The 23,155-nt window shown below is 73.1% G+C and carries 23 protein-coding genes; 12 read left to right on the top strand and 11 right to left on the bottom strand.

Annotated features, from left to right (window positions below; translation table 11 throughout):
* The first annotated feature begins 53 nt into the window (after nt 1–53).
* From KBA23_RS06845 to cysE, 3 genes are all read left to right on the top strand, one after another.
* Nucleotides 54–1,121, top strand: coding sequence for an ABC transporter permease (locus tag KBA23_RS06845; RefSeq protein ID WP_290738441.1), 1,068 nt, complete (start codon nt 54–56; stop codon nt 1,119–1,121).
* A 5-nt stretch (nt 1,122–1,126) separates the two neighbouring features.
* Nucleotides 1,127–1,906 (top strand): ATP-binding cassette domain-containing protein, encoded by a 780-nt coding sequence (locus tag KBA23_RS06840; RefSeq protein ID WP_290738437.1) that lies wholly within the window; start codon nt 1,127–1,129, stop codon nt 1,904–1,906.
* A gap of 211 nt (nt 1,907–2,117) precedes the next feature.
* Nucleotides 2,118–2,924, top strand: coding sequence for a serine O-acetyltransferase (gene cysE, locus KBA23_RS06835; protein WP_290738433.1), 807 nt, complete (start codon nt 2,118–2,120; stop codon nt 2,922–2,924).
* Nucleotides 2,925–3,105: 181 nt separating this feature from the next.
* Here cysE and KBA23_RS06830 read toward each other — a convergent pair whose 3' ends face one another.
* The 3 genes from KBA23_RS06830 to KBA23_RS06820 are packed head-to-tail and all read right to left on the bottom strand — an operon-like array spanning nt 3,106 to nt 7,100.
* Nucleotides 3,106–5,487 carry an ImcF-related family protein gene (locus KBA23_RS06830; protein ID WP_290738430.1) on the bottom strand — a complete coding sequence of 794 codons (2,382 nt, stop codon included), beginning with the start codon at nt 5,485–5,487 and terminating at the stop codon, nt 3,106–3,108.
* A 3-nt stretch (nt 5,488–5,490) separates the two neighbouring features.
* Nucleotides 5,491–6,351 (bottom strand): M15 family metallopeptidase, encoded by an 861-nt coding sequence (locus KBA23_RS06825; RefSeq protein ID WP_290738427.1) that lies wholly within the window; start codon nt 6,349–6,351, stop codon nt 5,491–5,493.
* Entirely contained in the window at nt 6,348–7,100 is a 753-nt protein-coding gene (locus tag KBA23_RS06820; protein ID WP_290738424.1) for a SpoIIE family protein phosphatase, read from the bottom strand. Before KBA23_RS06820 ends, KBA23_RS06825 begins: the two co-directional genes overlap by 4 nt.
* A 134-nt stretch (nt 7,101–7,234) precedes the next feature.
* On the opposite strand from KBA23_RS06820, the gene KBA23_RS06815 reads away from it, so the two are divergent.
* Entirely contained in the window at nt 7,235–7,855 is a 621-nt protein-coding gene (locus KBA23_RS06815) for an OmpA family protein (protein WP_290738421.1), read from the top strand.
* A gap of 4 nt (nt 7,856–7,859) precedes the next feature.
* Here KBA23_RS06815 and KBA23_RS06810 read toward each other — a convergent pair whose 3' ends face one another.
* Nucleotides 7,860–8,873 carry a FliM/FliN family flagellar motor switch protein gene (locus KBA23_RS06810; protein WP_290738418.1) on the bottom strand — a complete coding sequence of 338 codons (1,014 nt, stop codon included), beginning with the start codon at nt 8,871–8,873 and terminating at the stop codon, nt 7,860–7,862.
* A gap of 166 nt (nt 8,874–9,039) precedes the next feature.
* On the opposite strand from KBA23_RS06810, the gene KBA23_RS06805 reads away from it, so the two are divergent.
* Complete coding sequence (locus KBA23_RS06805; RefSeq protein ID WP_290738415.1) at nt 9,040–9,852, top strand: flagellar motor protein MotB; 813 nt, start codon at nt 9,040–9,042, stop codon at nt 9,850–9,852.
* A gap of 48 nt (nt 9,853–9,900) precedes the next feature.
* Here the strand turns inward: KBA23_RS06805 and KBA23_RS06800 are convergent, their stop codons facing one another.
* Nucleotides 9,901–10,458, bottom strand: a complete 558-nt coding sequence (locus KBA23_RS06800) for an XRE family transcriptional regulator (protein ID WP_290738412.1) — start codon at nt 10,456–10,458, stop codon at nt 9,901–9,903.
* Between the two features lie 12 nt (nt 10,459–10,470).
* Here KBA23_RS06800 and KBA23_RS06795 point away from each other — a divergent pair, with 12 nt between their 5' ends.
* Nucleotides 10,471–11,403, top strand: a complete 933-nt coding sequence (locus tag KBA23_RS06795; protein WP_290738409.1) for a DMT family transporter — start codon at nt 10,471–10,473, stop codon at nt 11,401–11,403.
* A 13-nt stretch (nt 11,404–11,416) separates the two neighbouring features.
* Here KBA23_RS06795 and KBA23_RS06790 read toward each other — a convergent pair whose 3' ends face one another.
* Nucleotides 11,417–12,064 carry a pyrimidine 5'-nucleotidase gene (locus tag KBA23_RS06790; RefSeq protein WP_290738406.1) on the bottom strand — a complete coding sequence of 216 codons (648 nt, stop codon included), beginning with the start codon at nt 12,062–12,064 and terminating at the stop codon, nt 11,417–11,419.
* A gap of 101 nt (nt 12,065–12,165) precedes the next feature.
* On the opposite strand from KBA23_RS06790, the gene KBA23_RS06785 reads away from it, so the two are divergent.
* Nucleotides 12,166–12,810: a GntR family transcriptional regulator gene (locus KBA23_RS06785; protein WP_290738403.1), complete on the top strand. Its 645-nt coding sequence runs from the start codon at nt 12,166–12,168 to the stop codon at nt 12,808–12,810.
* 23 nt (nt 12,811–12,833) lie between these two features.
* Here the strand turns inward: KBA23_RS06785 and KBA23_RS06780 are convergent, their stop codons facing one another.
* Entirely contained in the window at nt 12,834–13,115 is a 282-nt protein-coding gene (locus tag KBA23_RS06780) for a GlsB/YeaQ/YmgE family stress response membrane protein (protein WP_290738400.1), read from the bottom strand.
* A gap of 130 nt (nt 13,116–13,245) precedes the next feature.
* Here KBA23_RS06780 and KBA23_RS06775 point away from each other — a divergent pair, with 130 nt between their 5' ends.
* Complete coding sequence (locus KBA23_RS06775; RefSeq protein ID WP_290738397.1) at nt 13,246–13,755, top strand: GNAT family N-acetyltransferase; 510 nt, start codon at nt 13,246–13,248, stop codon at nt 13,753–13,755.
* Here the strand turns inward: KBA23_RS06775 and KBA23_RS06770 are convergent.
* Both KBA23_RS06770 and purD read right to left on the bottom strand, forming a co-directional pair.
* Nucleotides 13,742–14,398 carry a thiopurine S-methyltransferase gene (locus KBA23_RS06770; protein ID WP_290738394.1) on the bottom strand — a complete coding sequence of 219 codons (657 nt, stop codon included), beginning with the start codon at nt 14,396–14,398 and terminating at the stop codon, nt 13,742–13,744. The two genes, KBA23_RS06775 and KBA23_RS06770, sit on opposite strands and share 14 nt — an antisense overlap.
* Before the next feature lie 171 nt (nt 14,399–14,569).
* Nucleotides 14,570–15,817 (bottom strand): phosphoribosylamine--glycine ligase, encoded by a 1,248-nt coding sequence (purD, locus tag KBA23_RS06765; RefSeq protein ID WP_290738391.1) that lies wholly within the window; start codon nt 15,815–15,817, stop codon nt 14,570–14,572.
* 75 nt (nt 15,818–15,892) lie between these two features.
* Here purD and xseA point away from each other — a divergent pair, with 75 nt between their 5' ends.
* From xseA to phbB, 3 genes are all read left to right on the top strand, one after another.
* Nucleotides 15,893–17,599 (top strand): exodeoxyribonuclease VII large subunit, encoded by a 1,707-nt coding sequence (gene xseA, locus KBA23_RS06760; protein ID WP_290738388.1) that lies wholly within the window; start codon nt 15,893–15,895, stop codon nt 17,597–17,599.
* Between the two features lie 125 nt (nt 17,600–17,724).
* Complete coding sequence (locus KBA23_RS06755; protein WP_290738386.1) at nt 17,725–18,900, top strand: acetyl-CoA C-acetyltransferase; 1,176 nt, start codon at nt 17,725–17,727, stop codon at nt 18,898–18,900.
* Nucleotides 18,901–19,049: 149 nt separating this feature from the next.
* The gene (gene phbB, locus KBA23_RS06750; protein WP_290738382.1) at nt 19,050–19,775 is read left to right on the top strand and encodes an acetoacetyl-CoA reductase; all 726 of its coding nucleotides are present in this window, start codon (nt 19,050–19,052) and stop codon (nt 19,773–19,775) included.
* A 370-nt stretch (nt 19,776–20,145) separates the two neighbouring features.
* On the opposite strand, the gene KBA23_RS16820 is transcribed toward phbB, so the two are convergent.
* Together KBA23_RS16820 and KBA23_RS06735 are read right to left on the bottom strand one after the other, a co-directional pair.
* A complete protein-coding gene (locus tag KBA23_RS16820; protein ID WP_366935296.1) occupies nt 20,146–21,771 on the bottom strand; it encodes a molybdopterin-binding/glycosyltransferase family 2 protein in 1,626 nt (541 codons plus the stop codon).
* A gap of 1 nt (nt 21,772) precedes the next feature.
* Complete coding sequence (locus KBA23_RS06735; RefSeq protein ID WP_290738380.1) at nt 21,773–22,789, bottom strand: XdhC family protein; 1,017 nt, start codon at nt 22,787–22,789, stop codon at nt 21,773–21,775.
* A gap of 149 nt (nt 22,790–22,938) precedes the next feature.
* On the opposite strand from KBA23_RS06735, the gene KBA23_RS06730 reads away from it, so the two are divergent.
* Nucleotides 22,939–23,155 (top strand): AAA family ATPase (locus KBA23_RS06730; protein WP_290738377.1); only part of this gene is annotated, 217 nt, incomplete at its 3' end.

Raw genomic sequence — 23,155 nt, 5'->3', positions numbered from 1 at the left:
TCCGCCCGATGCGGCCGGGGAGCCGGGCCGCCACCTTTGGGGGAGGACACGCGATGGCCGAGGCCAAGACCCACCCGTCCCAGGAATTCGAGAAGATCCTCAAGGACAGCGCCACCGAGGTGGCCTCCTTCGAGCGGCACGACAAGCCGTTGATCGAGCGTATCCAGCACGTGCTGCACTCCAACCCGGCGCTGGTGCCGCTGATCGTGTTGGTGCTTTCGGTGGCGATCTTCGGCATTGCCCTCGGATCGAAGTTCTTCTCGCCCTTCGCGATGACCCTGATCCTGCAGCAGGTGGCGATCGTCGGGATTGTCGGCTCGGCGCAGACCCTCGTCATCCTGACCGCCGGCATCGACCTCTCGGTCGGGGCGATCATGGTGCTATGCTCCGTCGTGATGGGCCAGTTCACCTTCCGCTACGGCCTGCCGGCGCCGATCTCGATCCTCTGCGGCTTCGCGGTCGGGGCGATCATCGGCTACATCAACGGCTTCCTCATCGCGAGGATCAAGCTTCCCCCCTTCATCGTCACGCTCGGCATGTGGCAGATCGTGCTGGCGACCAACTTCCTCTACTCCCGCAACGAGACGATCCGCAGCCAGGACCTCGACGCCCAGGCGCCGCTGCTGAAGCTGTTCGGCTGGACGGTCGTCGGCTCGCTGACCCTCGGCATCGTCGTCATGCTGTTGCTGGTACTCGTGCTCAACTACATCCTCACCCACACCGCCTGGGGACGGCACGTCTACGCCATCGGCGACGACCCGGACGCGGCCGAGCTCTCGGGCGTGCAGGTGCAGAAGATGCTGATCCAGATCTACATGATCTCCGGGCTCATCTGCGCGCTGGCCGGCTGGGTGCTGATCGGCCGCATCGGCTCGGTGGCGCCGACCTCCGGCCAGTTCGCCAACATCGAGAGCATCACCGCGGTGGTGATCGGCGGCATCTCGCTCTTCGGCGGCCGCGGCTCGATCCTCGGCATGCTCTTCGGCGCGCTCATCGACGGCGTTTTCGGCCTCGGCCTGCGCCTGCTCGGCACCGACCCGCAGTGGACCTACCTGCTGATCGGTGTCCTCATCATCGCCGCGGTCGCCGTCGACCAGTGGATCCGGAAAGTCGCGGGGTAATCGCCATGGCCGAGCCTATCCTCACCGCCCGCAACCTGGTGAAGCGCTACGGTCGCGTCACCGCCCTCGACAACGCCCATTTCGACCTGATGCCGGGCGAGATCCTTGCCGTCATCGGCGACAACGGCGCCGGCAAGTCGAGCCTGATCAAGGCGATCTCCGGGGCGGTCACGCCCGACGAGGGCGAGATCCGGCTCGAGGGCAAGCCGGTCCGCTTCACTTCGCCGATGCAGGCGCGGGCCGCCGGGATCGAGACCGTCTACCAGAACCTCGCGCTCTCGCCGGCGCTCTCGATCGCGGACAACATGTTCATGGGTCGCGAGTTGCGAGCGCCGGGCGTGATGGGCGCGTGGTTCCGCAAGCTCGACCGGCCGGCGATGGAGAAGTTCGCCCGCCAGAAACTCTCCGAGCTCGGGCTGCTGACTATCCAGAACATCAACCAGGCGGTGGAGACGCTCTCGGGCGGCCAGCGCCAGGGCGTCGCGGTCGCCCGCGCCGCCGCCTTCGGCTCCAAGGTGGTGATCCTCGACGAGCCGACCGCCGCCCTCGGCGTCAAGGAGAGCCGCAAGGTGCTCGAGCTGATCCTCCAGGTGCGCGAACGCGGCATGCCGGTGGTGCTCATCAGCCACAACATGCCGCATGTCTTCGAGGTCTCCGACCGCATCCACGTCCATCGTCTCGGCAAGCGGCTCTGCGTGATCGACCCGAAGGACTACACCATGTCGGATGCGGTGGCGTTCATGACCGGGGCGAAGCAGCCCCCGGCCGAGGCGCTCGCCGCCTGAGGGCCGCCCGCCTCGCCCTCCGGCCCGCGCCCGTCGCGGGCCGGATGCGCGACCGCCCCCTCGAAAACGCGTTCATGTTAATTCGATGAATTTCAGACACTTGACTGACACTCCGCTGTGCAAATCTTCGCCCGCCTGCGCGGCGACGGCTTGATTTTCCGCTGGCCGGAACGCAAGTATCTCCGGCCCCTACGACGGAGAGGAATGCACCATGGCCCAGGTCAAGCCGCAGGTCGCCCGACTGGACCCGATCTGGCAGACCATCCGCGACGAGGCGCACGACGTCGCCCGTGACGAACCCCTGATGGCGAGCCTCGTCCATGCCGGCATCCTCCACCACGACAGCCTCGAGCGGGCGCTGAGCTTCCGCATCGCCCAGAAGCTTGCGTCGAGCGAGATGAGCGACCTCATCCTGCGCGAGATCGCCGACGGGGCCTATGCCGCCGACCCGTCCCTCGGCGTGGCGGCGCGCGCGGACATCCTCGCCGTGTACGAGCGCGACCCGGCGTGCCACCGCTACCTCCAGCCTCTCCTGTTCTTCAAGGGGTTCCAGGCTCTTCAATGCTACCGCATCGGCCACTGGCTCTGGGGCCACGAGCGGCGTGACCTGGCCTGCTTCATCCAGATGCGCACGTCCGAGGCCTTCGGGGTCGACATCCATCCCGGCGCGCGGATGGGGCAGGGGATCATGATCGACCACGCCCACTCGATCGTCATCGGCGAGACCGCGGTCGTGGGCGACAACGTCTCAATGCTGCATTCGGTGACGCTCGGCGGCACCGGCAAGGAGGACGGCGACCGCCATCCGAAGATCGAGGACGGGGTGCTGATCGGCGCGGGCGCCCATGTGCTCGGCAACATCCGGGTCGGCCATTGCAGCCGCATCGCTGCCGGGTCGGTGGTGCTGGAGCCGGTGCCGCCCTGCAAGACCGTGGCCGGCGTGCCCGCCCGCATCGTCGGCGAGGCCGGCTGCGCGGAACCCTCCAAGACCATGAACCAGATCATCGGCGAGGACTGATACCGGCGGGCTCATGAAACGACTCGCGGACCTTTTGGGCCCTTAACACTTTTATCGTGTGCATTCAGGTAGTTACCCTGCTATCACGCGTGATAGCCCGTGTTGCGCCGGGTGGCCGGGTAGACTCGCCGGTATAAGGGCCCGTCTCGCCGGGCGACGCCCCCCAGGCGCGGCCGACGCGTCACAGACGCGCCGGGCAGGCGAGGCCGCGCATCAGCGGGCGGGCGGCGACGGGGTTGAGCGGGCTGTCGAAGCCGATCTCGAAATAGGCGCGCGACTGGCCGAGGCGGGCGTCGACCAGGAAGCGGCGGCCGTCCTCGCGCGGGCGCAACCGCAGGCCGTCCAGGAAGTGCAGCAGGCCCCAGGGACCGGCTGCGTCGCGGCGGTCCCCCGGGCTATCGCCGAAGGAGAGGGCGAAGCCGCGGGCCGGGATCGCGCCCGGCCATGCGAACGCGACGGGCCGGTCGTCGCGCGCGTCGAGGGCCGCTGTCGCGCCGCCGAGGGTGACCGAGGCCGGACCGCTCTGGGCGAGGGCTGTCAGGGTGAGCGTCGCCTGCGGCGCGCCGGCGGGCAGCAGCCGGGCGCGGATCGCGGCGGCGCGCTCGAAGAAGGCCGCGCTCTCCGGCGAAAGGCCGGTCAGGCGCGCCTCGGCTTTCCAGCGCCACGGCGAGCCGGCGGCGTCGACGAGCGGCGCAAGTTCGCGGGCGAAGAAGCCGTCGACGAGCCCGCCGGGCCCCAGGACCGCCGCAACCGCCGCGGGATCTGCGTCCGGACCCGTCCCGAACGGATAGCGTCCGTCGATCGCGTCGCGGCAGGCGTCGGCGGCCTGCGCCTCCCAGCGCAGCGCGACCCTGCTGCGGAGGAGCCCCTCGTTCGAGGCGGCGGTCTGCGCCAGCGTGTCCACGACGATCTGGGCGACGACCGGGGGGGCCTGGTTCAGGGCGATGACGCCGGCGGCGCGCTCCTGCACGCCCATCAGCGCCTCGGCCCCGAGTTCCGCGTCAGCGTCGAGCGTCGCGACCGCGACGTTGAGGCTGGCGAAGATGCGCGAGATCTCGCCCATGCCGCCCGCTTCCACGAACCGGATGGCGGGCGAGAAGGCGGCGGCGACGCGGATCTGATCGGCGTAGTCGCGGCTGCGGTCGCCGCCGCCGACCTCGCGCCAGACGGCGCGGACCAGCGCTTCGAGCGGAGAGGGGCGCATGGCGAGGCTGCCGCTGACGAGGAGCGCGCCCGGCTGGTCGGCGAAGGGTCGGACGCGAAGGTCGGCGAGATAGGCGTGGAAGGCGGCGAGGGTGGCGCCCTGAAGCCGCGAGAGCACCGCCTCCGGCACGGCGGCCTCCGGCTTTCCGACCAGGCGGTCGGCTTCGACGGCGGCGCGATTGGCCGCCGCCGCCGCGCCGCCATCGCGGGCGTAGCGCCAGCCGGCCGCGGTGTAGAGGCCGGGCACGCCTGCCGCGAGCGGGCGGCCGGAGCGCCTCACGAGGATGTCGGCGAGCACGGGGGCGGCGTCGGCGGCCGACCAGACCGGCAGCGCCGCCGCGCCGGGGTCGCGGCGCAGTTCGACGAAGGCCCGGTCGGCGGGGTCGCCTTCCGCGGCGAAACGGCGGGCCTCGGCGAGGGTCGCCGGGTCGGTGGCCGCGAGATCCGCCGGCGGTCCGCTCAGCGCCGCCGCATGGGGCGCGAGCGGCGCGAGGCCGGGGAAATCGGCGGCGCGGTCGGCGATCCAGCCGGCGAGCCAGTCGGGACGCCACTCGGCCTCGCCCGACAGGATCGCGCGGGCGCGCAGGCTGTCGTAGAGCGCGGCGGGGTCGCCTTCGGCGGCGAGCGCGCCGTCGATCGCGGCAGCGAGCGGACCCGGAATGCGCGCGTCGGCCGCCGCCGCATAGACGCGCCGCGCCCGGGCGCCGGGGTCGAGCCAGGGGATCCGGGCGACGACGCCGAGAGGCGAGGCCCCCGCCTCGGCCTCGATGCGCGCCGCGGTGGCGGCGAGCGTGTCGAGGCTCGCCCCGTCGGCGGAGAACATCGTTGCGGAGAGGCGGCTCGCGTAGCGCCATTCGAGCCAGCCCGCCCAGCCGGCGAGGGCGACGACGAAGGCGAGCGCCAGCGCCGCGGCGCCGAGCCCGCGGCGCGGCCGCGAAGGCGGGCGGACCGCCGCGGCGGCGTCGAGGCAGTGGCCGAGGAACCGGGCGAGATCGCGGTCGGCGGTCGAGGCGGCGGCGCGCAGTTCCGCCGCGTCGGCGCCGCGCATGGCCTGGGCGAAGCCGCGCGTCCAGGCGCGCGCGTCGAGCGCCGGGTTGCCGCGCGCGCGGGCGTCGAGGAGCAGCGCCAGCGCCGACCGGGCGGCGGTGGTTTGCGGCGCCGGCAGCCCGGCGGCGGCGGCCGCGGCGGCGAAGTCGCCGAGCGTGCGCCAGGCCTCCGCGGCGAGACGTGGGGCGTCCGGCGACGTCGCGCGGGCAAGGTGGTCGGCGCAAGCGACGACCGGCCGGGCGAGGCCGGCCCAGGTCGCGGCCGCGACGGGGGGCGGGCGAACGACGGTGCCGGGCTCGGGACGCCTCGCCATGCGTCACAGCTCGCCGTCGGCGACCCATTGCCGCAGCATCGCCTCGCCGACCTCGAAATGCATCGAATCCTCGCGACCGTAGCCGGCGCCCCAGTACCAGCCGGCGTCGTTGAAGAACTCGGCGAGGACGACGAGCCCGAACTGGGTGCTGTCGTCGCCCATGCGGTCCAGATCGCCGGTCAGGGTCAGGTCGATCGCGAGGCCCCAGGCATGGGAGGAGACCACGCGGTCGGAGCCGCGGACGAAGCGCGCGCAAAGGCCGCCCGCGGTGCCGATCGCCCGGTAGATCTCGGGCTCCTCGGTATCGAGGCGCTTCATGACGGTCGCAAGCGAGTCGAGGGCCGGGCGCAGCATGGTCACGCGGAAGCCGGCGATCTCGCGGGTCTCCAGCCGGTCGACCATGCGCGGGTTGGTCACCGGCTGGCAGTCCTGGCCGTAGCTCGTCCTCGGCTCGCCGACGAGGGCGCGCAGCGTCTCCGGGCGCGGGCGCTCGATGCCGCGGTTGAACCGGGCCGCGGCGAGCTGCATCTGCTGGACGAGTTCCTCGGTCGCGGGCGGCGCGCCTTCGCCTTCGTAGACGTCGGCGGCGGGCGGCGCGGCCTCGGGGGGCGTCGTCGACGCGGCGGGCGCCGGCTGTGCGGCCCGCAGCGCCTCCTGCGCGTCGGCGAGCCTGCGCGTCTCGCGGCGAAGCCCGGCCAGCGCGTCGGCCTGCGCGGCGATCTCGCGGTCGAGCCGGGCGATCTCCGCCTCCGGCCCCGTCGCGCCGGCGTTGCGCAGAAGCTCGGTGACGAGCGCGAAGGTCGCCGCGGCGAGCACGAGGCTCGCGCCCAGCACGGCGGCGGAGGCGAGGCTCGCGCCCCTCATCCTGCCGCCTCGATGCGGACGACGATGACCGAGACGTTGTCGGGCGCGCCGCGATCCAGCGCCGCGATCATCAGCGTCCGGGCGAGCGACTCGGGCGGCTCCCGGCGGGCAAGGGTGGCCGCGAGCTCGCTGTCGGCGACGCAACGGGTCAGGCCGTCGGAGCAGAGCAGCAGCACGTCGCCGGCGCAGAGCGCGATCTCGCGCAGGTCCGGGTCGAGGCGGTCGCCGGCGCCGACCGCGCGGGTGACGACATGGGCCTGGGGGTGGGTCTCGGCGTCCGCCTCCGAGAGGGCGCCGCGATCGATCAGCTCCTGCACGACGGAATGGTCGCGCGTCACCCGTTCGGCGTGACCGCCACGGACGAGATAGCCGCGGCTGTCGCCCGCCCAGGCAAGGATTGCGCGCTCGCCGTCGATCTGCGCCACGACGACCGTGGCGGCCATCTCGCCGAGACCGTCGTCGCGGGCGCGGCGGCGGATGGCGGCGTTGGCGGAGCGGAGCGCGGCCTCGAGTTCGGACGGGTCGGTCCCGTGCGGCAGCCCGGCGAGCGCGTCGATGACGATGTCGGCTGCGACGTCGCCGTGTCCGAGTCCGCCGAGCCCGTCGGCCACGGCCCAGAGCGCGCCGGCCGGATCGGTCAGGATCGCGTCCTCGTTCGTGCTGCGCCGCCGCCCGGCATGGGTGAAACCGGCGCCCACCGCACGCAGCGCCGCACGCGCCGTGGGAATGCGGGTCACCGGGTCGGCCATCGCCGGGCTTGCCACATCGGATGCGCACCTCGGAATGGAGCCGGCGGCGCCATCGGGAGCGCCGGGCGATTGCGCTGGGGGCCAGTCTAGAATATTATCGGGCAGGGCGATACAGCATTTCATGGAGCCCGGTCATGGCGCAATTCCGCATCGCCGCGCTTGTCGTCTCCGTTCTGGCGGTCCCGCTGCCGGTCACCGCGCAGGACTGGACCGATCAGGAACTGCGGCAACGTTTCGAAAGCCAGATGGACACCTTTCGCGAGCTAGGCGCTTCGCGGGGGCTCGTGTTGACCAACCGGCCGGCGCCTGCCGCAGGGGCGACGGTCGCCGGGACGGACACGGCGGGGGGGGCCACCCTCGCGCCGGCGGATGGATCGTCGTTGACGCTGGCGTCGACGCAGCACGTGTCTCTGCCCGAGGACGAGCAGGTTTTCGTGCGCGTCACCTTCGGCTTCGATTCCGCGGTGCTGGCGGACGACCAGAAGCCGGCCCTGCGCCAGCTCTGCAAGGCGATGGACGAGGTGGGCGTGAATGTGTTCCGCATCATCGGCCATACCGACGCAACGGGCGGCGCGCGCTACAACCAGCAGCTGTCCGTGTTGCGGGCGGAGGCGGTGGAGCGCTTCTTCGTGGACGATTGCGGCGTCGTCCCGGAGCGGCTTCAGGCGGTCGGCGTCGGCAAGGATTATCCCCTCAACGCGAAGGATCCCTTCGCCGCCGAAAACCGCCGCGTCGAGTTTCAGGCGATGAGCTGAGCGGTCATTCCGGCTCGGCGGCGGGGGCAGGCGCGGGTTCGGCCGTGTCGGCGGGGGCGGGCGCGGGGCGCAGCGCGCGCGCGACGTGCTGGACGAGGCGCGGGTCGAGCGGGGTTTCGAGCTTGACGACCTTGCGGCCCTGGAAGGCGCCGAGCCGGCCCGACGCGACGAGTGCTGCGCGCCCGCCGGGCTGCGCGATGGTAAGCGCGATCGTCTCGGCAGCCTGGCGCGGGATCTCGATCGTCTGGCCGACCTTCAGGCCCTGGAGCGCGGCGAGGCTGAGGCTGTGGCGGTGGAGGACGGCGTCGACGGGCACGGGCGCGGCGGCGGCGGCGCGGCGCATCAGGGTCCGCCACAGGTCGTTCGGCCGCTCGCGCGCCACCTGGCTGGCGCGCGCCTCGATCGAGGCGCGGATGACGTCGAGGGTCGAGAGCGGCAGGATGAGGTCGCAGGCGCCGGGCCGCCCCGCCTCCGCGAGGGTCAACGTCAGGCGGATGACCAGCACGTCGATGTAGTCGGGCGCGAGCCGGAGCTGGGACACCTGCTGGCGCTGGTCGCGGATGCGCATCTCCTTCGGCAACGGCCGGCCGAGCGCCGCGCCGATCGCCGCGCCGAAGGCCGAGAGCGTCGCCTCGAGGTGCAGACGCCCGAGCGCCATGTCGATGGCGCTGAGCCCGCGCGGCGCGGGCGTGGGCGCCGCGAGCGGGTCGCCGCCGAGCGTCAGGTCGGTCAGGTGCCAGGCGAGGTCGGCATGGATCGCGATCAGCGCCGGAATGTCGGCGTCCTCGACCTCGACGATCCCGATGAGCCCGGGCGTGGACACCGCCGCGGTCGCATCCGCAAGCCGCGTCACGCGCGGCGGCGCGACCTCGGCCGAGAGCGTCGTCTTGACGAGGGGGCGCAGGCGATCCTCGACGGCCCGGGCCAGCGTCTCGGCGACGACGTCGGTGTCGGGCAGGGGCGAGCGCGCCGCCCGGCCCTGACGCAGCTTCTTGGACAGGACGGCGGCGGCGGACATCCGGATCTCCAGCGGCGGACGGCGCGGCGAGGATCCGGGGCAATGGTTGCCGGAGGGTGAACGAAACCCCGTCAATCGTTGACAAAAGCCTGCGCCGTCTCGCGGCCGGGTAACCCGGGTTCAAGACTTGCGGCCCTAGAAGAGCGTCGGGTCGGGGGACTTCGCGATGAGCCGGAACCAGAAGAGCGTCATCATCATCAAGCGACCGAAGGTGGTCGAGGGCGGCCACCACGGCGGGGCCTGGAAGGTGGCCTACGCCGACTTCGTGACCGCGATGATGGCGTTCTTCCTGCTGATGTGGCTCCTTTCGGTGACCGACGACCAGACGCGGCTGGGGCTCGCGGACTATTTCAGCCCGACGATCCCGATCCATTCGAGCCGGGGCGGCGGCGACGGGCCCTTCGCCGGCGCGACGATGTTCAGCCAGGACATCCTGGCGCGCGACGAGACCGGCCGCGAGAGCGAGCCGGGCCTGCGCGAGGGCCTGCCGGCCGAAGCGGAGGCGGGCGACGCGGCGCTCGACGACCTCGCCAACGAGTTGCAGGGCGCGAGCGGCGACGCGGTGGAAGCCGATCCGCTGCTTGCGCACATCCGCACCCGGATCACCGACGAGGGGCTGATCATCGACGTCTTCGACATTCCCGGCTCGCCGCTCTTCGCCACCGACGCCGCCACGCCGAACCCGATCCTGGAGCGGCTTCTCGACATGATCGGGCGGGTGCTGAAGCGGACCGGCAATGCCGTGGCGATCGCTGGCCACCTGGCGGGGCCGGACGTCGGCGCCGGCCGGCCCGATCCCTGGACGCTGTCCTCCGACCGGGCGCAGTTCGCCCGCGCGCGGCTGGTCGGGGCGGGGGTGACCGACGAGCGGCTTGCGCGGGTGACGGGCAAGGCGGACCGCAGCCCGGTCTCGGACACGGCGGACGACGCGCGCAACCGCCGGATCGAGATCACCCTGCTGCGGCGCTTCCCCGACTAGGACCGGCGCGCGCCGGGGTCGCGCGCCCGGCGCGCCGACGAGGCCGGCTCAGGCCACCACCACCCGCACGAACCGCGCGACCACGTCGCCCCGGTTCACGTAGGCGTAGGCTTGGGCGCTGCCGTAGAGGGCGTGGCCGCCCGGGCCGACCGTCAGCGGGCCCGACTCGGTCTCGACGGTCAGCACGCCTTCGGAGACATGGATGATCTCGTGCCAACCCTCCGGGTCGGGCTCGGCGTCGTAGCGCTCGCCGGGCGCGAGCGACCAGGCCCAGAGCTGTGCGTCGCGCCGGGCCGGAACGCTGCCGACCAGCGTCGCCTCGCTCTCGGCGCCCCGTCCCCGCCAGGCGAGCGCCCCGATGCGCTCGCGCGTCGCCTCAGGATCGCTCACCATCTCGACGAAGCTGGCCCCGAGCGCCGCGGCCAGCCGGTCGAGGCTCGACAGGCTGACATTGGTCTCGCCGCCCTCGAGCCCCACGATCATCCGCCGGCTGATCCCCGAGGCTTCGGCCAGCGCCTGCTGGCTGAGGCCCGAGGCCTGCCGCAACCGCCGCAGGTTGCGCCCGACATGGGCAAGGACGTCGCCACGGGGGGCTTGCTCGTGCATTATATTTCCCATATGGACCTGCGCACTATGTTGCACGCCGCCGCCGCCCGCCGCAACCCGTTCGCGCTCTCCCGCCCGGAGGCCGCGCTCGTCGCCATCACCATGGTCTGGGGGGCGACCTTCCTCGTCGTGCAGATCGCCATGCGCGAGGGCGGCGCGCCGTTCGCCTTCGTCGGGTTGCGCTTCGCGGCGGCGGGGCTTGCGACGTTGCTGCTGTTCTGGCGGGCCATGCGCGGCCTGACGCTGCGCGAGGTCGCGGCCGGAGGGGCGATCGGGCTCTGCATCTTCCTCGGCTTCTCGCTCCAGACGGTCGGTCTGCAGACGATCTCAAGCAGTCGTTCCGCCTTCATCACCGCGGTCTACGTGCCGCTGGTCCCGCTCCTTCAGGTTCTCGTGCTGCGTCGGCCGCCCCATCCGATGGCCTGGGCCGGCGTGGCGCTCGCCACTGTCGGGCTGGTACTCGTCGCGGGCCCGCAGGCGGGCGGGGGCGAGTTCGGCGTCGGCGAGGCGGCAACGCTCCTCGGCGCCGTCGCCATCGCCGCCGAGATCATCCTGATCGGCCGTTTCGCCGGAACGGTGGACGTCCGGCGCATCACCGTCGTCCAACTTCTCACCGCGAGCGGGCTCGCCTTCCTCCTTTCGCCGGCCGCCGGCGAGACGCTGCCGGCCTCGGGCTGGTGGCTCGCGGCGGCGGTCGCGCTCGGCCTCGCCAGCGCGGTGATCCAGCTCACCATCAACTGGGCGCAGCGCACCGTTTCGCCCACCCGGGCGACGGTGATCTACGCCGGCGAGCCGGTGTGGGGCGGCGTCGTGGGCCGTCTCGCCGGCGACCGCCTGCCCGCCCTCGCGCTCATCGGCGGCGCGCTCATCGTCGCCGCCGTGCTCGTCAGCGAATGGCGCCCGCGCCGCGCCGGCGCGCCCGGCCGGGCGCAGGTTTCCGCCTGAGGCCGTCCGGGCGTCAGAACAGCCGCGCGAGGAACCCCGCGAGATCGTCCGTGCGGTGGTGGACATGCGCCGGCGCCTCGCCGGTGACGGCGCCGACCAGAACCGTCCGCATTCCGAGGCGATGCGGCGCCTCGAGGTTGCGGGGGTCGTCCTCGAACATCGCGGCCCGTCGGGGGTCGAGCCCCTCGGCGCCGAACACTCGCGCATAGGCCGCCTCGCGCGGCTTCGGCAGATAACCCGCGTCCTCCACGCCGTAGAGGGCGTCGAAGGCGCCGGAAATCCCGAGCGCCGCGGTCACCCGGCGGGCGTGCTCGCGCGAACCGTTGGTGAAGACGACCTTTCGCCCCGGCAGCCGTGCGATCGCCGTGGCGAGGTCCGGGGCGGGGGCCATGCCGCTCAGGTCGATGTCGTGCACCGCGGCCAGATACGGTCCGGGCGCGACGCCGTGCTCGGCCATGAGGCCCGCGAGCGTCGTGCCGTACTCGCGCCAATACGCCGCGCGAAGTTCGCTCGCGCGTTCCGTATCGACGCCCAGCGTCTCGGAGACGAACGCCGTCATGCGCCGCTCGATCTGGTCGAACAGGCGGAACCGGGGCGAGTAGAGCGTGTTGTCGAGGTCGAAGACCCAAGTCTCGACGGCGACGAAATGGGCGCGGGGCATGACGGCCGATCTACTCCGTCGCGCGCGCCGCGGCAACCGGCGTGGATTCTTCCGCGCGGCCGCACTAGAATCCGGGCGGACACAGCAGGAACCCGCAGGACATGGCTACCGGGACAGGCCCGAAGGACGCGCACGAGCTGTTGCTCGAGGCGATCGACCAGGGTGAGTTCCGCCCGGGCGACCGGCTGGTGGAGAGCGAACTGGCGGAACGCTTCGGCGTCTCGCGCACGCCGATCCGCGAGGCGTTGCAACGGCTGGAGACGCAAGGGGTGCTGTCGCGCGACGGGCGCAGCCTCGTCGTGTCCTCGCTCGACCACGACCAGCTCGGCGAACTCTACGTGGTGCGGGCCGAGCTCGAGGGCCTCGCCGCCCGCCTCGCCGCCCAGCACGCCGCGCCGGAGGAGGTGCGGGTGCTGTGGGAGATGGTTCGCAAGGACCGCGAACTGGTCGACCGCCCCGATGCGCTGGCGCGGACCAACAAGCGGTTCCACCGCCAGATCCACCTCGCCTCGCACAACCGCTACCTGATCCAGCAGCTCGACATGGTGCATCGCGCCATGGCGCTCATGGCGCACACCTCGCTCGCCGCTCCGGGCCGGGGTCCGCAGTCCGTCGACGAGCACGAGGCGATCGTCCGCGCCATCGGCGATCGCGACGGCGGGGCCGCGGATGCCGCGATCCGCGAACATATCAGCCACGCCTTCGAGACGCGGCTGCTGCGCGACGCCGAGCGCTACGCGGTGTAGGCCCGGGCGCCCGGGCGGTTCGGTCAGGCCCGCTTGATCAGGCCGATCACCAGCAGCACGATGATCGCGCCGACCATGGCCGACAGGATCGCGCCGAGGATGCCTCCGCCGAAACCGAAGCCGAGCAGCGGGAACAGCCAGCCCGCGACGATGGCGCCGAGGATGCCGAGGACGATGTTGCCCATCAGGCCCATGCCGCCGCCCCGCACGATGTTGCCGGCGAGCCAACCGGCGACGCCGCCGACGATCAGCCAGATGATGAACGAGACCAGGATGTTGGTCCCCTGCACAGCGGTTTCTTCCATTGCGTTCCTCCGCGGGATGGTGGGCGGGAATGATAGCGCCCGGCCGGGACCCCGCAAGGATGGCGGACGCGGTTAATTCTCTCGGCGCGGGCGGCTTGTGGCGGCGTGGGCGCGGCCGTAGGTTCAGGTCATGGAGCCCGGGTCCGACAGCTTCACCCTGACGACGCGCTGGTCGACGGCGGCGGACGCGGAGGGGCTCGCCGTCGTCCATGCCGGCGCCTGGCGCTATGCCTATGCCGGCGTCATCCCCGAACCGGGGCTCACCCGCATGATCGGGCGGCGCGGTCCCGGCTGGTGGCGGCGGCTCCATGACGGGCGGGCGCGGGCGCTGGTCGCCGTCTTCGGCGGGGACATCGTCGGCTATGCGCTTTTTGGGCGCTGCCGGTCCGGGCCGGGCGGCGAGATACAGGAACTCTACGTCCGCCCCGAATGCCACGGGAACGGCTTCGGGTCGCGCCTGTTCGCCGCGGCCCGTGCCGAACTCGACAGCCGCGGCGCCGTCCCGCTGACGGTGTGGTGCCTTGCCGGCAACCTCGTCGGCCTCGACTTCTATCGCGCCCTCGGCGGCCGCGAGACCGGCCGCGCCCGCGAGCACGTCGCCGGCGCAGTCCTCGAGAAGCTGCGTTTCACCTGGACGTGACCGGAGCGCCCCGCGGCGTCATCAGCCAGACCGATTCCGTCACCCCTGCGGCGCCGATGGCGTCGTCGGCCAGCCGCCGCTCCAGGCTGACGACGCGGTAGGCGCCCGCGTAGAGCGCCCGGATCTCGGCTTCGGGAACCGGGAAGGGCGGCCCGGTTCGCGCGTCCGGGTCGTACTCGTAGCTCGCGAGAAGCTGGGGCGCCGCCGCCGTGGCGGCGACGAGGTGGGCGGCGTAGCGCCGCCGCGTCGGCTCCGGCAGGGCGACGAGCGCCGCCCGGTCCCAGGTTGCATCCACCGCCCCGAGCGCGGCGCGACCGAGGTCGAAGATGTCCCCGACATGGACGACAAGGCGCTCCGCCTCCCATCGTTCGAGCGGTCCTTCCCGCGTCACGCGCGGCGCCAGCCCGAGCTCTTCGAAGAGTTCGGCCACCGCCAGCGCGCTCAACTCGGCGCCCGCCACCGCGCAGTCGCGGGCGAGAAGCCAGCCGACGTCGCGGGTCTTGCCGCACAGGGGCAGGAACACGCGCGCCCCCGGCGCCAGTCCGAGCGCCGCGAAATGGCGCACGAGCATCGGGTTGGGATCGGCCCGGTGGAAGCCGATCGAGCCCGATTCCCACTTGCGCCGCCAGAACTCCGCGTCCATCGTTGTCCCTCCGCCTGAGGCCGGCGTGCCGCCAAGAGCCTCCCGGAAGTCCGCGCGGAGATTGCGTGCGGGGAAGGGCTCGTCGGTCCCGCGCGCGGCTCCCGGCAACTTCGGCCCCGGACGGTTCGCCGACAGGCCGGCCGCAGCCTCCCGCGTCCTCCGCGGCGTACGTCAGAGCGCGCGCCAGCCGATGTCCCGGCGAAAGTAGCCGCCCGGCCAGTCTACCGCCGCGGCGACGGCATAGGCAAGCGCGCGCGCCTCGGCGAGGGTGGCGCCGCGGGCGGCGGCGTTCAGCACCCGCCCGCCGTTCGAGACGAGTTCTCCGCCCTCGATCTTGGTGCCGGCGTGGAAGATCCGCGCCCGCGGGTCATCGAGCGCCGGCAGTCCGATCGGCTCGCCGCGCACGTAGCTGCCGGGATAGCCGCGGGCGGCGATGACCACGCTCATGGCGTGGTCGGCGGCCCAGTTGATCCGCGCCGCCCCGAGGCGTCCCTCGGCGCAGGCGAGAATGGCGTCGAGAAGTTGCGCGCCGAGCCGCATGGCGATCGCCTGGATCTCGGGGTCGCCGAAGCGGACATTGTATTCGACGAGCCGGGGCCGGCCGTCCTCGATCATCAGTCCGGCGAAGAGCACGCCCTGGAACGGCGTGCCGCGCCGCGCCATCTCGACGAGCGTCGGCCGGACGATCTCGGCCAGCGCCCGCTCGGTCACCTCCGGCGTCATCACCGGCGCAGGAGAATAAGCCCCCATTCCGCCGGTGTTCGGTCCCTCGTCGCCGTCAAGGGCGCGCTTGTGGTCCTGCGCGGTGCCGACGACGAGGAACTCGGTCCCGTGGGCGAGCACGAAGAGGCTCGCTTCCTCGCCGGTCATGAATTCCTCGATCACCACCCGCGCGCCCGGACCTTCGGCGAAGATGCCGTCGAGGGCGGCCTGGGCCTCGGCCTCGGTCATCGCCACGGTGACGCCCTTGCCGGCGGCGAGGCCGTCGGCCTTGACCACGATCGGCGCGCCCTGCTGGGCGACCCAGGCGCGCGCGGCGGTCTCGTCGGTGAAGGTCTGGCTCGCCGCGGTCGGCGCGCCGCAGGCGCTCGCGATCTCCTTGGTGAAGGCCTTGGACGCTTCGAGCCGTGCCGCCTCGCGTCCGGGACCGAAGACGAGGAGCCCCCCGGCGCGCAGCACGTCGGCCACCCCCTCGGCCAGCGGGGCCTCGGGGCCGATCATCACGAAGTCGACGCCGTTCTCGCGGGCGAAGTCGAGCACCTTGCGGCCGTCAAGGATGTCGAGCGCCACGCAGTCGGCCACCTCGGCGATGCCGGCGTTGCCGGGCGCGCACCAGAGCCGGTCGCACTTCGGGTTCTGCGCGAAGGCCCAGGCCAGCGCGTGCTCGCGGCCGCCGCCGCCGAGGATGAGGATGTTCATGCGCCCTCCCGCGCTTGGCCTTGCCGCGCGGGCGTTCTAAGGTCGCGGCCTTCCCGCCGCAAGCGAGGCCGGCCCATGGACCTCTTCGAGCCGGACGACCCGGCGCCCGGGGGCAACGCCCCGGAGTTCACCGTCTCCGAGATCTCGGGCGCGGTGAAGCGCGCCATCGAGGGCGGCTTCGGGCATGTCCGCGTGCGCGGCGAGGTCGGGCGGGTGTCGCGGCCGGGATCGGGGCATGTCTATCTCGACCTCAAGGACGAGCGCGCCACGCTCGGCGCGGTGATCTGGCGCGCCTCCGTCCGCGGGCTCGCCGTCCAGCCGGAGGAGGGGATGGAGGTGATCGCCACCGGGCGGCTCACCACGTTCCCCGGCGCCTCGAAATACCAGATGGTGATCGAGGCGCTCGCCCATGCCGGCGCGGGCGCGCTTCTCGCCATGCTGGAGAAGCGCAAGGCCGCGCTCGCAGCGGAAGGGTTGTTCGACGCGGCGCGCAAGCGGCCGCTGCCGTTCCTGCCGGAGACGATCGGGGTCGTCACCTCGCCGTCCGGCGCGGTGATCCGCGACATCCTGCACCGGCTGGGCGAGCGGTTCCCGCGGCGGGTGCTGGTCTGGCCGGTCACGGTGCAGGGCCCGAACTGCGCGGCCGAGGTCGCGGCGGCGATCCGCGGCTTCAACGCCATCCGCCCGGGCGGCCCCGTCGCGCGACCAGACCTGCTGATCGTCGCGCGCGGCGGGGGCTCCATCGAGGATCTGTGGGGGTTCAACGAGGAGATCGTCGTGCGCGCCGCGGCCGGGAGCGCCATCCCGCTGATCTCGGCGGTGGGGCACGAGACCGACACCACGCTGATCGACCTTGTCGCCGACCGGAGGGCGCCGACGCCGACAGCGGCGGCGGAGATGGCCGTGCCGGTGCGGCTCGACCTGCTCGCCGGGCTCGCCGGCCTCGAGACGCGGCGGCGCGGCGCGCTCGCCCGCGGGTTCGACGCGCGCCGCCAGCGGCTGCGCGATCTCGCGCGCGGCCTGCCGCGGCCGGAGGCGCTCCTCGCCGAGCGCGTTCAGCGGCTGGACGGGCTCGCGCTGCGGCTGCCGCGCGCGCTGACGGCGCTCGCCCGCGACCGCCGGCTGCGACTGGCCCAGGGCGCGGCGGGACGGCTGACCCCGGCGTTGCTGGCGCGGGCCGTGGAGCGCCGGCGCGAAGGCGTGGCGGCGCTCGCCGCGCGGCTGCCGCGCGCCGTGGAGGCGATCGTCCGCCATGGCGACCTGCGCCTTGCCCAGGGCGTCGCCGCACGACTGACGCCCGATCTCCTCGGCCGCGCCGTGGCGCGCCAGCGCGAGCGGCTCAGCCGGATCGCCGGGGGGCTCGATCCGCGCCGGCAGGAGCGCGAGATACGTAGGCTGGAGGAACGGCTCGCCGCGCGGGCCATCCGCCTCGACCGGGCCGGCCCGACCGCGACGCGCGAGGCGAGGGCGGGTCTCGACGCGCTCGCCCGGGGGCTCGACCGCGCCGGACCCGCCCGCGTGCAGGCGGCGCGGGGCGTGCTCGACGGCTGGTCGCGGCTCCTCCTGACGCTCGGGCCCGAGGCGACGCTGGCGCGCGGCTTCGCCATCGTCCGCGACGAGGCGGGCCGGGTGCTGACCCGCGCCGAGGCGGTCCGCAGCGCGCGGGCCCTCGATATCGAACTCTCCGACGGGCGGGTCGCGGCGCGCCCTGACGCGCGGCCCACGCCGCGGCGCGGGCGGGCGGAGCCGGGGCCCGGCCCCGAGCAGGGCAGCCTGCTCTAGCCCATGCATCCGTGCCGCATCGCGGTTGAGCCGCGCGCAGGATTGTGCCACGAGAGGCGCCGACACGTGCGCCGGGAAGCGATTCTCCACACTCACAAGCGCTTCCTGCGGCTCAGGAGGGGAATATGACCAATATCGTGATCGCGTCTGCCGCGCGGACTCCCGTGGGCAGCTTCAACGGTTCCTTCGCGTCGGTTCCCGCGCACGAGCTCGGCGTCGTGGCGATCAAGGCGGCGCTCGAGCGCGCCGGAGTGCCGGCGGCCGACGTCTCCGAGACGATCCTCGGTCAGGTACTGACCGCAGGCCAGGGCCAGAACCCCGCCCGGCAGGCGCACATAAACGCCGGCCTGCCGCAGGAAAGCGCGGCCTGGGGCCTCAACCAGGTCTGCGGCTCGGGCCTGCGCGCGGTGGCGCTCGGCGCCCAGCACATCATGCTCGGCGACGCCGAGGTGGTGGTGGCCGGCGGCCAGGAGAGCATGTCGCTGTCGCAGCACGGTCAGCACATGCGCGGCGGTCAGAAGATGGGCGACATGAAGCTCGTCGACACCATGATCAAGGACGGGCTCTGGGACGCCTTCAACGACTACCACATGGGCACGACCGCGGAGAACGTCGCCAAGGAGTGGCAGATCACCCGCGAGATGCAGGACGAGTTCGCCGTCGCCAGCCAGAACAAGGCCGAAGCCGCGCAGAAGGCCGGCAGGTTCGACGAGGAGATCGCCGCCGTCACGGTGAAGGGCCGCAAGGGCGAGGTGGTCGTCGACAAGGACGAGTACATCCGCCACGGCGCCACGCTCGAGCTGATGCAGAAGCTGAAGCCCGCCTTCTCCAGGGAAGGCACGGTCACCGCCGGCAACGCCTCCGGCCTCAACGACGGCGCGGCGGTGGCGGTGCTCATGACCGCCGAGAACGCAGAAAAGCGCGGGATCGAGCCGCTGGCCCGGATCGCCGCCTACGCGACCGCCGGCCTCGACCCGAAGGTCATGGGCGTCGGCCCGATCTACGCCTCGCGCAAGGCGCTGGCCAAGGCCGGCTGGAAGGTCGAGGATCTCGACCTCATCGAGGCGAACGAGGCCTTCGCGGCGCAGGCGCTCGCGGTCAACAAGGACATGGGCTGGGATCCGGCGATCGTGAACGTCAACGGCGGCGCCATCGCCATCGGTCACCCGATCGGCGCTTCGGGCGCGCGGGTGCTCAACACGCTTCTCTACGAGATGAAGCGGCGCGACGCGAAGAAGGGCCTCGCGACGCTCTGCATCGGCGGCGGCATGGGCGTCGCGCTCTGCGTGGAGCGGCCCTGACCCGGACTCATGGCGCGTGTCAGCCTCCCCTCGGGGCGGCGCGCGTCCAGCCCGCGGCCGGCGCGCGGTCTCCGTGCCCCGGCCTCCAAAAGCCGGCCCCGAACGGGCGGCTTCGACCTACTCAACGTTGAACGAAGGGGGAGACTACCATGGGACGTGTGGCGCTTGTCACGGGCGGATCGCGCGGCATCGGCGCGGCGATCTCGATCGCGCTGAAGGAGGCGGGCTACACCGTCGCCGCCAACTACGCCGGCAACGACGACGCGGCGAAGAAGTTCACCGCCGAGACCGGGATCAAGACCTACAAGTGGTCGGTGGCCGACTATGACGCCTGCGCCGCGGGCATCAAGCAGGTCGAGGCCGATCTCGGCCCGGTCGAGATCCTCGTGAACAACGCCGGCATCACCCGGGATTCCATGTTCCACAAGATGACCCCCCAGCAGTGGAAGGAAGTCATCGACACCAACCTGTCGGGCGTGTTCAACATGACCCATCCGGTCTGGGGCGGCATGCGCGACCGCAAGTTCGGGCGCGTCATCAACATCTCGTCGGTCAACGGCCAGAAGGGTCAGGCGGGGCAGGCGAACTACTCGGCCGCCAAGGCCGGCGACATCGGCTTCACTCGGGCGCTGGCCCAGGAAGGCGCCAAGGCGGGCATCACCGTGAACGTGGTGGCGCCGGGCTATATCGGCACCGAGATGGTCCGCGCCATCGACGAGAAGGTGCTGAACGAGCGCATCATCCCGCAGATTCCGGTCGGCCGCCTCGGCGAGCCTTCGGAAATCGCGCGGTGCGTGGTGTTCCTCGCCTCCGACGACGCCGGGTTCATCTCCGGCTCGACCATCAGCGCCAACGGCGCGCAGTTCTTCTCCTGACGGCGGCGGCGGGCCGAACGGCCCGCGCGCTTTTGCGGCCCTCGGCCCCGCGGCCGGGGCAAGGACGATCGAAAGCCCGTTTGCCCGGCCAAGGCGGGCCAAGCGGCTAAACCGGCTGGGCTTTTTTTGGCTGGACCGCGGCTGGAATCGGGCTGGAACCAGGCTTGCCACTTTCCACCGGCGGGCTCACGAAACGACTCGCAGGCCTTTTGACCCTTAACACTTTTATCGTGTGTATTCAGGTAGTTACCCTATCTATCACGCGTGTTAGCCTGTGTTGCGCCGGGTGGCCTGGCAGACTCGCCGGTACGAGGGGTTCGGAAAGGCTTCGGCGCGAGCCCGCCGCTCGGGCCGTCGGCTCGTGGCGGCGTCAAGCCACCGATCCGGCGCGCCAGACGGCCCAGTCCTCGGGGGTGTCGAGGTCGATGGCGGCGGCGCGGCCGCCGGTGGGCACGTCGACGACGAACTCGGCCGCGTCGCGCAGCACCTCGCGGGCCCCGCGATCGCCGGTCAGGCCGGCGAGCGTCTCGAAGAAGCGGCGGCCGAACAGGACGGGATGGCCGGGCCGGCCGTCGGCCGTCGTGGCGCGGCAGATCTCGCGGCCTTCGGCGGGGTCGAAGGCCGCGATCAGCCGGTCCACGTCGCCCGCGGCGACCTCCGGCATGTCGGCGAGAAGAACCACGACCGCGTCCGCGCCGTCCACCACGGCGCGCAGGCCGGCGCGGAGCGAGGCGGCCATGCCCTCCGCCGCGTCGGCGGCCTCGACGATTGCAATCCCGAGGCCGGAGAGCGCGGCGCGCCGAGCGTCCGCGTCCGGCGGCAGCACGACCACCGCGGCGTCGGCCTGGCTCGCCAGCGCCGCCTCGGCGGCGGCGCGCAGCACGGGCCGGCCGTCGGCGACGGGCTCGAGCAGCTTGTCGGACCCGCGCATGCGCCGCGACGCCCCGCCCGCGAGCACGATCGCCGCGATGCGCGGTCGTCCGGTCGGCCCGGGGGCGGGGCGCCCGGCGCGCGGCTGCGGCCGGGCGGGGATTTCCTTGAGGAGGCCGCCCACCCCCATCGCCGCGATCTCGGCGTCCCCGACCGGGAGACCGGCGGCGAGGCGCTCCAGAACCCAGTCGGCGCCGTTGAGCGCGGGCGACCGGGCGCAGCCGGGCAGGCCGAGCACCACCCTTCCGGCCTGCTCGCCGATGAAGAGCAGGTTGCCCGGATCGACCGGCATCCCGAAGCGGATCAGCCGCCCGCCCGCCGCGACCACCGCGGCGGGGCAGACGTCCGCCGCGTCCGAGGTCGCCGAGCCGCCGAGGATCAGCGCCATCCCCGCCGGCGCCGCGGCCAGCGCCGTCGCCACCGCGGCCGTCTCGTGCGCGACGACCACCGGAGGGGCGAGGTCGATGCCGAGGGCGCGCAGCCGCGCCGCCACCGCCTCGCCGCCCTTGGCGATGAGGCTTTCCTTCATGCCGGGGGTGCGGGTCAGGATCAGGCTGGCCCGCCCACCCCGGAACGCGGCGATCCGCATAGGGCCTGCGGCCGCCGCCGCGGCGGCGACGGCGGCGGCGGGAACGGCATAGGGAATGATCTTGACCGTCGCGACCATCTGCCGGGCCTCGACGCGGGACCAGTCGGGCAGCGTGGCGAGCGTGATCGCCGGGTCCACCGCATTCAGCCGGTCGACCGCGGCGGCGTCGATGCGCAACACTCCTGCCGCGCGGGCAAAGAGGTTCACCCGCCCGGTGAACGGCGCGGAGACCGTCACGCCCTGCGCCTGCGGATCGGGCGCGAGCGCGCGGGCGACGGCGGCGGCCGCCTCGTCCTCGCCGAGGTCGCCCGGCTCGATCCGGGCCACGATGACCTCGGCCACGCCGGCCTCGGCCAGCGCCGCGATCTCCGCCGGCCCGAGCCGGCGGCCCTTCTTGAGCCGTGTGGCGCCGGCGGTCAGCGAATGGGCGAGGATGGCGCCCCCGGCCTCGGCGAGGGGAACGGGGCCGAAGCGCATGTCAGGGCCGGGTTTCCGGGCGCCGCAGCCGCTCGGTCGCCTGGGCGAGGATCGCGACGGCGATCTCGGAGGGCGTGCTCGCGCCGATGTCGAGGCCGACGGGGGCATGGATGCGCGCGACGTCCTCCGGCGTGAACCCGGCCTCGGCGAGCCGCGCGGCGCGTTTGGCGTGCGTCCGCGTCGAGCCGAGGCAGCCGAGGTAGAACACCGGCGCCCGCAGGGCCGCGGCGATGGCCGGGTCGTCGAGCTTGGGGTCGTGGGTGAGCGTCACCACGGCGGTGCGGGCGTCGAGCCCGATCTCCGCCAGGGCCTCGTCGGGCCACCCGTCGAGGAGCCGCATCCCGGGGAAGCGCGCGGGCGAGCCGAAGGCCGCGCGCGGGTCGATCACCGCCACATCGTAGCCGGCGAGCCGCGCCATCGGCGCCAGCGCCTGGGTGATGTGAACGGCGCCGACGATGGCCATGCGCAAGGGCGGGTTGTGCACGCCGAGGAACCACGCGCCGGCGAAGCCCGCCCGGTCGGCGGTGAGCGCGGCCGCGGCCTCGGGCCAGAGCGGATCGCCCGGTCCGGCGACGATGCGGCGCTCGCCGCTGGCGGGGTCGACGGCGTAGACGACCGCCCGCCGGGCGGCGCGGGCGGCGACGAGTTCGGCGAGCAGCGCCTCGGAGGGCCCCTCGCCGACGCCGACCGGCTCCACGAGAACCCGGATCGTGCCGCCGCAGGCGAGGCCGACCGCGAAGGCGTCCGCGTCGCTGACGCCGTAGGTGAGCGTCCGCGGCCTGCCGTCCGCCAGCGCCTCGAGCGCCTCGGCGACGACGGCGCCTTCGACGCAGCCGCCGGAGACAGAGCCTGCCATCTCGGCGTTGCCGGAGATCGCGAGCTGCGAGCCGGTTCGGCGCGGGGCCGAGCCCCATGTCTCGATCACGGTGGCGAGCGCCGCGCCCCGTCCCGCCCTCGCCCACGCGAGCGCGGCCTCGGGGATCGCGTCGGGGACGGCGGCGAGGTCAGGGATGCTCATGCGGTCCTCGTTCCTGGCTCCCGCCGGATATAGCGGCTGGCGGACGCGAAGCAAACGCCGCCGCCGACCGGGCGAGGGTCGCGGGATGCGCCAGACGGGTTGATTTTCGCGATGTTGCGCGCCTTATGGCGCGAGCGCCGGAGACTGCGATGCGTCCATTGCCTGCCTCTATCGACGAAACGAGGGATCTGCTCGCCGGGGCGGGCTACGTGGCCGGCCGCGGGCTCGCCACCGTCGTGTTCCTGAGCCTGCGGCTCGGGCGGCCGCTGTTCCTCGAAGGCGAGGCGGGCGTCGGCAAGACCGAGATCGCCAAGGCGCTCGCCGCCGCGCTGGGCCGCAAGCTGATCCGTCTGCAATGCTACGAGG

Source organism: Amaricoccus sp. (assembly GCF_017995835.1).
Taxonomy (GTDB): domain Bacteria; phylum Pseudomonadota; class Alphaproteobacteria; order Rhodobacterales; family Rhodobacteraceae; genus Amaricoccus.
The sequence above is the reverse complement of the archived record's forward strand: the minus strand, read 5'-3'. Positions and strand labels throughout refer to the sequence as shown.